A 14,812-nucleotide genomic window follows, 5' to 3' on the forward strand; every position below is an offset into this window, starting at 1 on the left:
TACATTCACGCGATTTATTGCTGATTTTGATCGGTTTGCCGCGCATAGTTCGAATTTTTCGTCGGCTGTGTCCGACAAGGGGGCGCAATCTACTTCGTCTCAGTGCCGCGGACGCGCGTTCTGGCGTTTCGGCTCTGTCGCAAACTGTCGGAGCTGAAGATGACAAGAGCCACCCAGACGAATGCGAATCCGCACCACCGCATCGGGGACATGTACTCGTGGGCCACTGCAACTCCCCACACCATCTGCATGGTCGGCGTCAGATACTGCAGAAGACCAAGGCTCACGAGGGGCAACCGTTGGGCGGCAACACCGAACAGCAGCAGAGGCACCGCCGTGATCGGGCCCAACAGCAGCATCAGCGCGGTATTCGACCATCCGTGACTGGCTGCGCTCGGCACACCGGCGTGCGCGAGAACCAGCAGGTATGTGAGCGCGAACGGCCAACTGATCAGCCCCTCGGAGGCCAGGCTCACCGATGGGCGCAACGGGATGACCTTTTTCACCACCCCGTAAGCGGCAAAAGATCCAGCGAGGAGCAGCGCCACCCACGGAGGCGATCCGTAGTCGACGGTCAGGACGACGACCGCGACAGCTGCTATCACAATCGCCAAAACTTGCGCACGACTGAGCTTCTCGTGAAAGAAGACGACCGCGAGGAGGACACTGATCAACGGGTTGATGAAGTAGCCGAGAGCCGCCCCGACCACCTGGTTGCTCTCAACGGCGTAGACGTACACTCCCCAGTTCAGCGATATCAGTGCTGCACCGATGGCGACGAGCGCCCAACCGCGGGCACCGATCGCCCGTAGCTCGGGCAATTGCCGAAAGACGATGAGTACCAAAAACATAACTACCGCGGTGGCGATCACCCGGAAGGCAACCACCTGCCCGGCGTCGGTAAAACCCAGCAGACCAAAGTATGCGGGGAAGAGCCCCCAGATTCCGTAGGCGCCGACGCCTGCGGCCAGGCCACCCGCGCTCTGACGGGTGTTCGCTCGAGAAGAAGTTTCGTTTGTCAACACTCGATGATGTTGACAGCAACGTTGACCGCCAGCCCGCCGGTCGAGGTCTCTTTGTACTTGCTGTGCATGTCCAGCCCGGTGGTGCGCATGGTCGCTATCACCTCGTCCAGGGTCACTCGGTGGGTGCCGTCACCTCGGAGGGCCATCCGCGCAGCGTGATCGCCTTGTTCGCCGATATCGCGTTCCGCTCGATGCACGGGATCTGCACCAGCCCGCCGATGGGATCGCAGGTCAAGCCCAGGCAGTGCTCCATCGCTATCTCTGCAGCATTCTCCACCTGCGGTGGTGTACCACCCATGACCTCTGCCAGTGCACCGGCCGCCATCGATGCGGCCGAACCCACCTCGCCCTGGCAGCCGACCTCGGCGCCCGAGATGGAGGCGTGCTGTTTGTACAGCGACCCGATCGCACTCGCGGTGAGAAGGAAGTCGATGGCCACCCCATCAGGGTCTGACCGTCCCCGCTGCGTGTAGTGCTCGGCATAGTGCAGTACTGCCGGAATGATTCCTGCCGCACCGTTGGTGGGCGCCGTGACCACTCGACCACCCGACGCATTTTCCTCGTTGACCGCCAGGGCCACCAAGTTCACCCAGGCCTCGGCGTGTTCGTGACTGCGATCGGGGTCCTCGTCAACCAGCCTGGTGTACCAGGTGTTGGCGCGACGCTGCACGTTCAAACCACCCGGCAGCATCCCGGTACGAGCCACACCGTTGCGTTGACACTCCTGCATGACATCGCGGATGTGTAGAAGTCGCTTTTCCACTTCATCCGCCGGCCGCTGGTACTGCTCGTGGCGCATCATGATCTCGCTGATGTCGATGCCGTGGCGGGCGGCGAGCGCCAGGAGGTCCGCGGCGGAGTCAAAGGCCCACGGCGACCATCCGTCGCCCGCAACATTGCCGTCGTCGTCCTTCCCCTCGGGGACGACGAACCCCCCGCCCACCGAATAGAAGGTGCTCGACAGCAGCTCACCGTGGCGGTCCGACTCGGCGACGAAGGTCATCGCGTTGGGATGTGCATCCAGCACGACACCCGGTCGCTGGATGATGTCAGTGACCCGGAATTGAATCTGGCGCACGCCGCCGAGACGAACGTATCCGGATTCTTCCTGGCGAGAGAGTGCTGCTTCCTTGGCCTCGACGCTGATCGTCTCCGGATCGAAACCCTCGAGTCCGAGCATGATCGCGTCGAAGGTTCCGTGACCTCGTCCGGTGGCCGCCAGCGAACCGAACACCGTGACGGCAACTTTGTCGAGTTGGTCGAGAATGCGCTCAGCACGAAGCTGTTCCGCGAACGCTGCTGCCGCACGCATCGGGCCAACGGTGTGCGAACTCGACGGCCCGATGCCGACGGAAAACAGGTCGAAAGTACTGACGGTCACGTCGACAACTCCGGGTAGAGCGGATGCCGGCGGGCGAGGAGTCGCACTCGATCCCGGAGAGCAGGCAGCAGCGAATCGAGCTGGTCGGCCTCTGCAGCCAATGTGACGGCGATGATGTCGGCGACCTCGATGAAGTCGACATCGCCAAAGCCGCGGGAGGCCAGTGCCGGCGTGCCGATCCGCAGGCCAGAGGTGACCATCGGCGGACGGGGGTCGAAGGGAACTGCGTTCCGGTTGACTGTGATGTCGACTGCGGCCAGACGGTCCTCGGCTTCTTTACCGTCGATGTCCGCATTGCGAAGGTCGACGAGAACCAGGTGCACATCGGTACCTCCGGTGACCACGCTGATGCCGCGGCCGGCAACATCCTCACGGCCCAGGCGTTCAGCCAGGATCGTTGCACCACTGAGGGTCTGGCGCTGTCTCACGGCGAAGTCCGGTTCGAGCGCCATCTTGAACGCTGCAGCCTTGGCGGCGATGACGTGCTCGAGCGGGCCGCCCTGCTGGCCCGGGAAGACGGCCGAGTTGACCTTTTTCGCGACGTCGGCGTCGTTGGTCAAGATGATTCCGCCGCGTGGCCCGCCGAGCGTCTTGTGTGTGGTGGATGTGACCACGTGCGCGTGGGGAATGGGTGAAGGATGCAGCCCTGCCGCCACCAGGCCGGCGAAGTGCGCCATATCGACCATCAGTAGCGCGCCCACCTCATCGGCGATCTCACGGAATGCCTTGAAGTCAAGGCTCCTCGGGTAAGCGGACCACCCGGCGATGATCAGCTTGGGCCGATGCTCCCGTGCAGCTGTCGCGACTGCCTCCATGTCGATACGGTGGTCCTCCGCCGACACCTCATACGCGGCGACGTTGTACAGCCGTCCGGAGAAGTTGATCCGCATGCCGTGGGTCAGATGCCCGCCGTGCGCCAGCGCCAGTCCGAGGATGGTGTCCCCTGGCCTGATCAGAGCGTGCATCACCGCCGCATTGGCCGTTGCCCCCGAGTGCGGCTGCACATTGGCGTACGCGGCGCCGAACAGAGTCTTGACCCGATCAATCGCGATCTGCTCGATCCCGTCGACGAACTGGCAGCCACCGTAGTAGCGACGCCCGGGGTAGCCCTCCGCGTATTTGTTGGTCAACACCGAACCCTGGGCCTGCATCACCGAAATCGGCGCGTAGTTCTCCGAAGCGATCATTTCCAGACCTTCTTGCTGTCGGCGCAACTCGTCGTCGATCAGCGCGGACACCTCCGGGTCGAACTCGGCCAGCGATTGCGACAGCATCGTCATCACTGAATCCCGTTCTCGGTCGCGTACTTCTGTGCGGTCCACAGTTCGCCGACCCCGTCCGGGATGATTGCGAACAGCCATCCCTCTCCGTAGGGGTCGGCGGTGACCAGCTCAGGATTCTCGACTGCCTTCGTGTTGATTATCGACACCGTTCCGGTGACCGGCGGGAAGAGCTCAGACACCGTTTTGGTTGATTCGATCTCCCCGCACGACTCGCCGACGGTGACCGTCGAGCCGACTTCGGGGAGCTCCAGGTAGACCAGGTCGCCGAGGTTCTCCACGGCGAGCGAGGTGATGCCGACGCGGACGGGATCACCGCTCGGTTCGTCACCGGGGGCCAGGGCGACCCATTCGTGCTCGGCGGTGTACGAGATGTTGTCCGGAAGTGCGGAATTGCTCATGATGAGGGTCCTTTGTCGTCAGGGGGTGGGGAATCAGCGCCGCGGCCGCTTGTAGAAGGGCAGGGCAGCGACTGTGAACTCGTGTGGGGTGCCACGAACGTCGACCTCGATCGCTGTTCCGACCTCGGAGAACTCGGTGTCGACGTAGCCCATCGCGATGGGATGACCGAGAGTCGGCGAAAACGAACCCGAGGTGATGACGCCGATGTGGCGTCTATCGGTCGGCGAACTGATGGCGTAGCCGGATCGCGCGGCCCGTTTTCCGGCACCTGTGAGCCCGACAAGCACCCGTTGCTGTGGCTCCTCGGCGATCCGACGCAGCGAAGCTGCACCGATGAAGTCCTTGTGCAGACGGACAACTCGGCCCAGATTCGCTTCGTACGGCGTGGTCGAGCTGTCCAGTTCGTGGCCATAGAGCGCCATTCCGGCTTCCAGCCGCAGAGTGTCCCGCGCCGCCAGGCCCGCCGGTTGAGCCCCGAGGGGCAGGCCGGCGTCCAGGAGTGCACGCCAGACGTGCGCACAGTGGTCGGTGTGGACATAGATTTCGAAGCCGTCCTCCCCTGTGTACCCGGTCCGAGCCACGAGCACACTGACATCGCTCACGTCGGCGGCGGCGATGGCGTAGTACTTGAGGTCGCGTACGGCCTCTTGCTGCGCGGTGGCGACGAGCGGTAAGAGAATTTCCGCGGCGCGAGGACCTTGCACGGCGATCAGCGCGGTCTCGTCGGACTGGTCTGTCACCGATACATCAAAATCCTCTGAGCGAGAGAAGAACTCGGCGACGACGGTTTCCCGGTTGGATGCGTTTGCCACGACCAGGAAGTCTTCGGCTGCAAGTCGATAGACCACCAGGTCGTCGAGCACATACCCGCTGTCGTTGCACAGCAGTGAGTACTTGGCCCGGCCGTCGTCGATCGCACTCATCTCACCGACGAGAGCGTGGTCGAGAAATGCTCCGGCGTGCGGCCCACGGACGGCGATCTCGGCCATGTGCGAGAGGTCGAAGAGGCCGGCGGCGGTTCGTACCGCGTGGTGCTCCTCGCTGTGACCGCGGTACTTCAGCGGCATACTCCATCCGGCGAAGTCGGTCATCTGCGCATCAAGCCGCTGGTGTTCGGCGTCAAGTGGGGTGGATTTCATGCCGAAACCTCTTCTCTCTGTGTGTCTTCGATGGCGAACGCCTCGGGTGGTGGGCACGAACACACGAGGTTGCGATCGCCGAATACGCCGTCGATGCGTCGCACCGGTGGGAAATATTTGTCGGCCACCGACGAAGCCAGCGGGTAGGCGGCTTGCCTCCGGCTGTACGGATGGGGCCACGCGTCCTCGAGAAGACACTCGGCGGTATGGGGCGCCTGGCGCAACGGACTGTCCGCCAGCGGCCACTGTCCGTCTGCGACGGCTTGGATCTCGGCTCGGATGGCCTTCATAGCGGCGACGAACCGGTCGAGTTCAGCGATGTCTTCCGATTCGGTGGGCTCGACCATCAAGGTTCCGTTCACCGGGAAGGACAGCGTCGGCGCATGGAACCCGAAGTCGATGAGTCGCTTGGCGACATCCTCGGCGGTCACACCCGTGGCTTTGGTCAGCGCCCGCAGGTCGAGAATGCACTCGTGCGCGACCAGCCCGGTCGATCCGGAGAAAAGAGTCGGATAGCAGTCGGCGAGCTCGTTGGCCAGGTAGTTGGCCGCGAGGACAGCGGTTCGTGTTGCAGCAGTGAGACCTTCGGGCCCCATCAGGGCGATGTACGCCCAGGTGATCGGCAAGATGCCTGCTGATCCGTGAGGCGCCGCGGCGACCGGACCTGTGATGCCGTCGGTGTCCAGAGGGTGGGAGGGCAGGAACGGAGCCAGGTGCTGCCGTACGGCAACGGGACCGACTCCGGGTCCACCCCCTCCGTGCGGGATGCAGAACGTCTTGTGCAGGTTCAGGTGTGAGACGTCGCCGCCGAATTCGCCGGGTCGCGCCAGGCCGACAAGGGCGTTCAGATTCGCGCCATCGACATACACCTGCCCGCCGGCATCGTGGACGAGATCGCATATCTGCCGCACGTTGGTTTCGTAGACGCCGTGGGTGGAGGGGTAGGTGAGCATGATGGCTGCGACACGGTCGCCGTTCCCATCGAGTTTGCTCTGCAGATCGTCGAGGTCGATGTCGCCGGTGTCTGCGGTGGCGACCACGACCACTTTCAGACCCGCCAACACCGCTGACGCGGCGTTGGTTCCGTGCGCCGACTGAGGGATGAGGCAGATGTCGCGCCTGTCGTCACCACCGCTCCGGTGGAAGTTGCGGATAGCCAGCAGACCGGCCAGCTCCCCCTGGGATCCGGCATTGGGTTGCAGTGAGACCCGGTCGTAGCCGGTGATGTCTGCTAGCCAAGTCTCCAAGTCGGCGATCAATTCGCGGTATCCCCGGGTCTGCTCAGTTGGGGCGTATGGATGGATGCCGGCGAACCCTGGCCAACTGATCGGCTCCATCTCGACCGCGGAGTTGAGCTTCATCGTGCAGGAACCCAGCGGGATCATGGTTCGGTCAAGAGCAAGATCCTTGTCTGAGAGCCGCCGCAGATACCGCTGCATCGCTGCCTCCGACCGATACCGGTGGAACACATCGGCAGTCATGAATGACGAGGTACGAGCCAGGTCGGGTTTGACCCAGCTGGACGTGTGCGAATTGCCGCTGTCCCCCTCGGTTCCGACGGGTTCGGCATGGATGCCAAAGGCTTTCAAGACGTCGGCGACGATCGCGTCGGTTGTCATCTCGTCGCAGGCGATGCCGACGGTGTCTTCATCGATCAATCGCAGATTGATTCCCAGGCGATCGGCCGCGAGCACGATCGCGCGGGCCCGTCCGCTGCCGACCCCAGCCACCACCGTGTCGAAGAAGTCGGCGTGCATCGTCGTCACGCCACCGGCCCGAAGACCGGCGTTGATGGTCGTCGCGTGCCCGTGTACACGCGCAGCGATCGCGCGCAAACCACTCGCGCCGTGATAGGCGGCGTACATCCCGGCGACGTTGGCCAGCAGCGCCTGGGCCGTGCAGATGTTGCTCGTTGCCTTGTCACGGCGAATGTGTTGTTCCCGAGTTTGCAGGGCCAGTCGGTATGCCACCGCACCGTCGACGTCTCGGGAGACGCCGACGAGGCGACCGGGAAGCATTCGTTCCAAGCCTTGTCGTACCGCCATGAACCCGGCGTGCGGGCCTCCGAAGAACAGGGGTACACCGAAGCGCTGCGCCGACCCGACCGCGATGTCGGCGTGCTGCGCGCCTGGTTCTTTGAACACGGTCAACGCAAGCAGGTCGGTGGCGACGGTGACCAGCGCCCCCTGCTGATGGGCCCGACTGATGATGTCCGAGAGATCACGAACACATCCCGTGCTGCCGGGATTCTGTATGACGACTCCGAAGAAATCTCCATCCGGGAGACCCGATGTGGTGTCGTGCTCAACCAGTTCGATCCCCACCGCCTCTGCGCGTGCACGGGCGACCGCCAGGGTCTGCGGGAAACAGTTCGAATCGATGACCACGTTTGCTGCGGCGGATTTGTTCGCGCGACGCATCAGCAGAATTGCCTCGACAACTGCTGTCGCCTCATCGAGCAGGGAGGCGCCTGCCACCGGCAAGCCGGTGAGATCCTCGACCATGGTCTGGAAATTGAGCAGCGCCTCCAGGCGCCCCTGGGATATCTCGGGTTGATAGGGCGTGTAGCTGGTGTACCACCCCGGCGCCTCGAGCATGTTGCGGCGCAGGACAGCCGGCGTGACGGTGTCGTAGTACCCGAGTCCGATCATCTGCACTCGTTGTTCGTTGCGTTCTGCCATCGAACGCAAGGCACCCAGCACTTCGCTCTCGGTGCGGGCCGCTGGGGTATGCAGCGGCGCGTGGGTACGGATGGAATCCGGTACCGCGGAGTCGATGAGTTCCTCGAGGCCGCTGTACCCCAGCGTCTGCAGCATATGGGCGACGCCGGACTCGTCTGGACCGATGTGACGAGAAGTGAAGTCATCACGTAACGAATTGTGGGACAAAGGATCTCCGAAACTTTACGACCACGCCATACGGCGCGATCAGCGGATGCTGGCCCTCCCCGTCTCTGTCCTTGCACCTGAGAGTTCCGGCCCGGCGAGGGGCCATACACCTTCGGTAAGCGCGGCGGCTTTCTCCAGAGTTGCCTCTGCGCGATCAGTGCGGGGCCTGAGAGATTCCCGGGGAGGAACTTGCTCCTACGGCTCTCCGGGGGATACTCCCGGAGTTCTCCTGATGCGCATCAAGCGGCGATCGTTCAGTTGTGTGATATCACCGTAGCCCACCGATCGGCATACCGCACGATAAACCTAGATATATCGGGATTCGTTCGGTTATCCGTGCAATAGTTGGTCCGTAAAGGGCTCAACCCCACGCCCAGCCAAGTCCCCCGATCTCGCCGTCACCCGTCCGGTTCGACAGACAGGTCATGGGCGACTGTCGAGGTCACTGACATCAGCGAGGAAGCATGCCCGCAAATGAAGGACGTCGACTTCTGCGCCTCGAGGTACGCAACAGTGCGTCGCCCGTTGAGCGCAAGCCGTCGTGGATGAAGAAGCCGGTCAGCATCGGGCCGGTGTTCCAGGAGGTCTCGGCAATCGTCTCCGACCACGAATTGAACACAGTATGCCGCTCGGCCGGCTGCCCCAACATCTTTGAATGTTGGAATGACCGCGAAGCCACCTTTCTCATAGGCGGCGAACAGTGCACACGCCGATGCGACTTCTGCCAGATCGACACCGGACGGCCCGCCGACCTCGACCGCGACGAACCGCGCCGGGTTGCCGAATCAGTCGCCGCAATGAGTCTGCGGTACGCGACAGTGACGGGGGTTGCTCGCGACGACCTCGACGATGGAGGGGCCTGGCTGTATGCCGAGACCGTTCGCGCGATCCGCGCCGTGTGCCCGTCTACCGGTGTCGAACTTCTGATCCCAGACTTCACCGGCAATCACTCCCAGCTCAACGAGGTCTTCTCGTCGAAACCATCCGTTCTGGCGCACAACGTGGAAACCGTTCCTCGCCTTTTTCGACGCGTGCGACCCGCTTTTGACTATCGGCGCTCCCTCGCCGTGCTGACTGCCGCCAAGACGGCCGGCCTCATCACCAAGTCGAACCTCATCCTGGGGATGGGCGAAACCGACTCGGAGGTGTACGACACGCTTGCCGACCTGCGTGCCGCCGGTTGCGACCTTGTGACCATCACCCAATATTTACGTCCGAGCTCTCGGCACCTGCCAGTGGACCGATGGGTTCATCCCGACCGCTTTGACGAGTTCGCCGCCGCCGCCGAAGCCCTCGGATTCCTGGGGGTCCTCTCCGGACCGTTGGTCCGATCGTCCTATCAAGCGGGGCGGCTCCACGCAGCGGCTGTACAAATTTTTAACAATTAATGAGGCGCGCTGCCCTGGCATTTTGGCCTCGCGTACCGGTATGCCGAACGTTTATGGCATCAAAAGCCTTGCAGCGTTCGGTTCTCCGAACTATGATTCAACTCATGCACAGTCCAGAGCCAACCGGCGCGGAGCCGCAGTCACCGCTCCCGACCATCGCGGTGATCGGCACCTTCGACACCAAGGCCGCCGAGCTGGCCAACGTGGCCGACCACGTCGAAGACCTGGGCGGGCGAGTTGTCTTCGTCGACACATCGGCGAGACTGGCTCCGCCCCCGGACAAAACAGTAATCGGGGCCAGGCGCTTCGTTGACCAAAATGCAGTAGCCGGGGCCGCAGGCCGAACGATGCCGGAGATCGATTCACTGCCGCGCGGCGAAGCCGTCACAGCTCTGCGAGACGGAGTGACCCGACTGCTCGTGGACATGGTCGCCAGGCACGACATCGACGGCGCGGTGTGCATGGGTGGGGCAGGAACGCACATCGCCGGGCCGGCATTGCAGCAGCTCCCTTTCGGATTCCCGAAGCTGATCGTGTCGCCGCTCGCCTCGGGCCGACGGACTTTCGAGCCCTACGTCGGCATTCAAGACGTCGCCGTTCTCCACTCTGTCGCCGACATCAGCGGAATCAACTCGCTGACCTCAGTCGTTTACCGTAACGCCGCAGGCTTCATCGTCGGCGCGGCAATGGCCGCCCTGCGCCAAGGTGCGGTTGCCGACCCCGAGCGTCCGTTGACCGTCGCGGTGTCCATGAACGGCAACACCACGCCGACCGTGGATCGTATCCATGACCACATCAGTTCCGCGGGAATGGCATTCGTTGCTTTTCACGCCAACGGCACCGGTGGAAGGGCGCTCGAGGCGGCCGTGGAGAACGGACAGGTCGATGTCGTAATCGACGTCACCACAACAGAACTCAGCGGACACCTGATCGGCGGGTTGATGGACCCTGGTCCGGCGAGGATGGAGACCGCGGGGCGAGTCGGACTTCCCCAGATCCTCGTACCCGGCTGTGTCGACCTGATCACCTGCGGCAAACCCGAAGACGCCGAACGAGAATTCCCAGGACGGACATACTTCGGACACAACCCCGAACTCACTCTTGTCCGCCTCACCGCCGGCGAGATGGAGGCGGTGGCCAAAGAGTTCGCCCGCAAAGCAAACTCGGCTACCGGACCAGTCCACATCGTTGTTCCCACACAGGGACTGTCAGTTCCGAATGCTCCGGGCGGATCGTTCTGGGACCCTGAGGCCGACGAAGCATTCCGTCGTGTTCTGCGCGCCGAACTCGATGGACATGTGCAGCTGAGCGAGATCGACGCACACATCAACGACCCGACATTCTCCGCAGCCGTGACCGCCGCGTTCGATGCCGTGTCGGCCGCAAGTGCACGCCACGAGACCGCCAACGCGTCTGCCACGACGGCATGACGAACCCCACCCCTCGTCTGAGCCAGCCGGCCACACCCTCAACCAAACGAACGAACGGAGATGTGCGATGAAAGCAGTTGTATTAGAGGCCGAGTGGTCACCCCGCGCAGGCGTGCACATTCCCGAACAGGACGCCGCACGTCAGTGGGCCGTCAACGCCAGCCAGGTGTACCGGAACCCGGTGATGGAGTTGCGAACCGTCGCCGACCCCGGCGAGCCCGGACCCACCGAAGTGATCTTGCAGGTGGGTGCATGCGGATTGTGCGGCACCGATGTCCACATGTACGAGACAGACGACGAAGGCTACGTCCTTTCTCCCTATCACCTCAAAGCACCGGTGATCACCGGCCACGAGTTCTCCGGCAGGATAGTCGCCGCAGGCTCCGCAGTCAGCGAACTCCGTGTGGGTCAGCTGGTGGCTGCTGAGGAGATCCAATGGTGCGGCACCTGCCGCGAATGCCGCGGTGGATACTGGAACCAGTGTCGCAACATCGAAGATCTGGGAATCACCATCGACGGCGGCTTCGCCGAGTTCGTTCGAGTCGATGCGCGGTACTGCTGGCCCCTCGACGCCGTCGCCGAGCGCTACGGTTCTGAAGACCTCGCTCTCGAAGTCGGCGCGCTCACCGAGCCCACCAGCGTCGCGTACGAGGGAATGTTCACCCGCGCAGGAGGATTCAAACCGGGAAGCGCGGTGGCGGTCTACGGACTCGGCCCGATCGGGCTGGCCTCGGTGGCGTTGGCGCAGGCAGCGGGAGCATCACAGATTTTCGCGGTCGAGCCGATCGCCGAAAGGCGTAGCCTCGCTGCAGAAATGGGCGCAACTCACCTGATCGACCCGCTGGCCGACAATGCTGTGGAGGCCATCGCCGAAGCCACCAACGGTAACGGCGCCGCGATGATCGTCGAGGCGAGCGGCAACAGCAAAGCTGTTATGGGTCCGATCGAAGACACCCTCGGCATCGGCGGCAAGCTCGTGCTCGCGGGCATGGATGCCAAACCTGCCTCGATCAACACCATCAAGATCCAGCTCAGAGCTGGTCAGATCTTCGGGACCGTCGGCCACTCCGGCAGCTGGGACTTCCCCAACGTCATCGCGTTGATGGCCTCCGGCCGAATCTCGATGGACAAGGCCATCACTCGTCGATTCCCGCTCGGCGGACTCATCGACGCGCTCGAAGAAACAAAAGAGCGCGGAAACGGCAAGATCCTCGTCAAACCCCAGTCGTAACAACAACACAGGAGAAGAACACGATGTCAGAGCTGCACTCAAGACTGATCACCGACCTGGCCCCGCCGGACATCCAGGAGTACCTGAAAACCGACGACACCATCATCATCCCGATGGGTGCAGTCGAAATGCACGGCTACCACCTGCCCATCGGAACCGACATCTACAACGCGCAGGAGGTGTGCCGTCGCGCCGCTGACAAGGCAAAGGTGCTGTACGGGCCGCCGATCTGGACCGGCTACAGCCCCCACCACCTTCGCGAGCCCGAGAACGGCATGGGAACCATTACCTTCCGCGGCGACACCGTCCGCGCGGTCATCTACGACACCGCACGATCGCTGATCCATCACGGCTTCAACCGGCTGATCTTCGTGAACGGTCACACCTCCAACACCAAGGTCACCGACCAGGTCTTCCGGACCCTGCGCTACGAGACCGGCGCTCTGCTGGGAATGTTCAAGCCATACGGCGAGCGCTATCTCGGGATCATCGAGGACCTCATGGAGAACAGCGAGGAAGAGACGGCCGGCTGGCACGCCAGTGAGCAAGAAACCTCGATCATGATGGCCCTCAAGCCGGAGAACGTGAAGCTCGACCGCGGCCTCGATACACGAGCCCAGGCTCCGGAATGGCTGCCCGAGTCCTTCAAGAAGGTCGACGCCAGCCCCGATGTCGAGTTCCAGGGCTACGAGTACTTCTACTTCCCCATGGAGCACCAAGAGATGGCGCCGCACGGCGTGATCGGCAACCCCTTCCGCGCCACCGCCGAGAAGGGCGAGCAGATCTTCGATCGCTTCTCCAGCCACCTCGCCGATGCCCTCGAGGAACTCAAGAAGGTGAAGGTCGACATCACCTCTCGCGAGTTCGTACTCAAGGCCTGACAGACCGTCGAAAATGCTTGCGGGGCACCGAGGTGGCCGCCTCTCTTACCCTCGGTGCCTCGCATCCCACCAGTCGCTACCAGGAGCGCGCCCACGTCAGAAGTCTTGACTTCTGCACCGAGGCCGGCAGCGGTGCAGACGTCAGTAAGCTCAGCTGTCAGTGGGAATATCTACCACCAGACGGTAGACGGCCTACGCAGGCACAACGACAGTGGGAAGTAGGGGAATCAATGACTCTCGGGCCGAGGACAGACAGCAGCGACACCATCTCGATCGGCGATCGTCTCAAGCAATTGAGAAACGATCACGGATACTCGATCCGCGCCCTGGCGGAACGAGCAGAGATGTCCTCGTCGGTCATCAGTGAGGTGGAGAGAGGCAAGACCGAGCCGTCGATCTCCACGCTCAAGCGGCTGGCGGCAGCGCTGGGCACCAGCATCACGTACTTCTTCACCGAACCGAGTCAGCGCAACGGGCACGTCATCCGCGCAAGCGACCGTCAGATCGTGGGCGAGGATCTGTCCTCACACCCCGGCGCGGATTCTCGTTCATCGATCGCCGCTCAGGGCGTCCATTTTGAGCTCGCATCTCCTGCCGAATCGGAAGTCTTGGAAGCGCTGTATGGGCGCTACGAGGTGGGCGCAAGTACCGGCGACGAGCCTTACACCCATGAGGGCGAGGAGTGGGCGATGGTCCTGAAAGGACGCTTCAAGGTCACGCTCGCCGACGAGGTCTATTTCCTCGACCCGGGAGATTCCATCTGGTTCCACAGCACCATTCCGCACAAGATCGAAAACGTGGCCAAAGAGGTCAGCGAATACATCTGGATCGATACGCCTAAGTCCTTCTAGGCTTGGCGCAGTCGACCCGACACATCGAAAGGTCGATAATTATGGGAAAGTTTGACGGAAAAGTCGCATTCATCACCGGTGCGGCTCGCGGCCAGGGCCGCGCGCACGCCATCAAGTTCGCCAGCGAAGGCGCGAACATCATCGCGGTGGACATCTGTGCACCGGTCGAATCCGCGCCCTATGACATGGGTAGCAAAGCCGAGTTCGACGAGACCGCGGAACTCGTCGAAAAGGCCGGGGGCAAGATCGTCAGCAGAGTCGCCGATGTGCGCGACCTCGAAGCTATGACCGACGTGGTCAACGAGGGCGTCGGACAGTTCGGTCGACTCGACTTCATCATCGGCAACGCCGGAGTCTGCACCTACGGCATGCTGGCCGACATGTCCGAGGCGCAATGGAACGAGATGATGGACATCGACCTCACGGGTGTGTGGAAGACCGTCCGCGCCGGGGTGAAGCACATGATCGACGCCGGAAACGGCGGATCAATCGTACTCACCAGTTCCACTGCAGGACTGCGCAACCTCAATGAAATCGGACACTACGTCGCGGCGAAACACGGGGTCACCGGGTTGGCCAAGGCCCTCGCCAACGAGCTCGCCCCACACAACATCAGGGTCAATTCGATTCATCCGAGCAATTGCAAAACACCGATGATGACCAATTCCGGTGTCATCAAAATGTTCCGGCCCGATCTCGAGCAACCCACCCTGGACGACGCTCTTGAAGGATTCGCGAGCATCCACCTGCTCGACACACCGTGGGTGTTGCCAGAAGACGTGAGTAACACTGTCGCGCACCTGTGTTCCGACGAAGCCCGCTACACAACCGGCGCGGCCATCCCGGTCGACGCCGGAATGCTGGCAAAGTAGCCCCCACCACCGCCTCAGAACCCAACCCACGTCTGGCCAAACGC

At 62.8% G+C, this 14,812-nt stretch carries 11 protein-coding genes, 1 pseudogene and 1 riboswitch; of the genes and pseudogenes, 6 read left to right on the forward strand and 6 right to left on the reverse strand.

All coding sequences use genetic code 11. The annotated features are described in order from the left end of the window. Positions 1-89 precede the first annotated feature (89 nt). From rarD to gcvP, 6 genes and pseudogenes are all read right to left on the reverse strand, one after another. On the reverse strand, positions 90-1,022 hold the full coding sequence (gene rarD, locus W823_RS39680; protein WP_038252823.1) for an EamA family transporter RarD: 933 nt from the start codon (positions 1,020-1,022) through the stop codon (positions 90-92). After that, a pseudogene (locus W823_RS39685) lies at positions 1,019-2,406 on the reverse strand (L-serine ammonia-lyase). The gene rarD and the pseudogene W823_RS39685 overlap by 4 nt, the downstream one beginning before the upstream one ends. Then, a complete protein-coding gene (gene glyA / locus W823_RS39690; protein ID WP_023956905.1) occupies positions 2,403-3,686 on the reverse strand; it encodes a serine hydroxymethyltransferase in 1,284 nt (427 codons plus the stop codon). Before glyA ends, W823_RS39685 begins: the two are co-directional and overlap by 4 nt. Further along, positions 3,686-4,087 (reverse strand): glycine cleavage system protein GcvH, encoded by a 402-nt coding sequence (gene gcvH / locus W823_RS39695; RefSeq protein WP_023956907.1) that lies wholly within the window; start codon positions 4,085-4,087, stop codon positions 3,686-3,688. Before gcvH ends, glyA begins: the two co-directional genes overlap by 1 nt. Before the next feature lie 33 nt (positions 4,088-4,120). Further along, the gene (gene gcvT, locus W823_RS39700) at positions 4,121-5,227 is read right to left on the reverse strand and encodes a glycine cleavage system aminomethyltransferase GcvT (RefSeq protein ID WP_023956909.1); all 1,107 of its coding nucleotides are present in this window, start codon (positions 5,225-5,227) and stop codon (positions 4,121-4,123) included. Continuing rightward, complete coding sequence (gene gcvP, locus W823_RS39705) at positions 5,224-8,043, reverse strand: aminomethyl-transferring glycine dehydrogenase (protein ID WP_031331908.1); 2,820 nt, start codon at positions 8,041-8,043, stop codon at positions 5,224-5,226. Before gcvP ends, gcvT begins: the two co-directional genes overlap by 4 nt. A gap of 127 nt (positions 8,044-8,170) precedes the next feature. After that, positions 8,171-8,263, reverse strand: a riboswitch (glycine riboswitch). A 316-nt stretch (positions 8,264-8,579) separates the two neighbouring features. Here gcvP and lipA point away from each other — a divergent pair. From lipA to W823_RS39735, 6 genes are all read left to right on the forward strand, one after another. Next, positions 8,580-9,503 (forward strand): lipoyl synthase, encoded by a 924-nt coding sequence (lipA, locus tag W823_RS39710; protein ID WP_023956913.1) that lies wholly within the window; start codon positions 8,580-8,582, stop codon positions 9,501-9,503. Positions 9,504-9,607: 104 nt separating this feature from the next. Next, positions 9,608-10,933: a Tm-1-like ATP-binding domain-containing protein gene (locus W823_RS39715; protein WP_161633990.1), complete on the forward strand. Its 1,326-nt coding sequence runs from the start codon at positions 9,608-9,610 to the stop codon at positions 10,931-10,933. A 67-nt stretch (positions 10,934-11,000) separates the two neighbouring features. After that, positions 11,001-12,164 (forward strand): scyllo-inosose 3-dehydrogenase, encoded by a 1,164-nt coding sequence (gene iolM, locus W823_RS39720; RefSeq protein ID WP_023956917.1) that lies wholly within the window; start codon positions 11,001-11,003, stop codon positions 12,162-12,164. A 23-nt stretch (positions 12,165-12,187) separates the two neighbouring features. Then, positions 12,188-13,045 carry a creatininase family protein gene (locus tag W823_RS39725; protein WP_023956919.1) on the forward strand — a complete coding sequence of 286 codons (858 nt, stop codon included), beginning with the start codon at positions 12,188-12,190 and terminating at the stop codon, positions 13,043-13,045. 230 nt (positions 13,046-13,275) lie between these two features. After that, entirely contained in the window at positions 13,276-13,896 is a 621-nt protein-coding gene (locus tag W823_RS39730; protein WP_023956922.1) for a helix-turn-helix domain-containing protein, read from the forward strand. A gap of 41 nt (positions 13,897-13,937) precedes the next feature. Then, positions 13,938-14,768 (forward strand): mycofactocin-coupled SDR family oxidoreductase, encoded by an 831-nt coding sequence (locus W823_RS39735; RefSeq protein ID WP_023956924.1) that lies wholly within the window; start codon positions 13,938-13,940, stop codon positions 14,766-14,768. Positions 14,769-14,812 lie beyond the last annotated feature (44 nt).

This window comes from Williamsia sp. D3, from assembly GCF_000506245.1.
Lineage (GTDB): Bacteria > Actinomycetota > Actinomycetes > Mycobacteriales > Mycobacteriaceae > Williamsia > Williamsia muralis.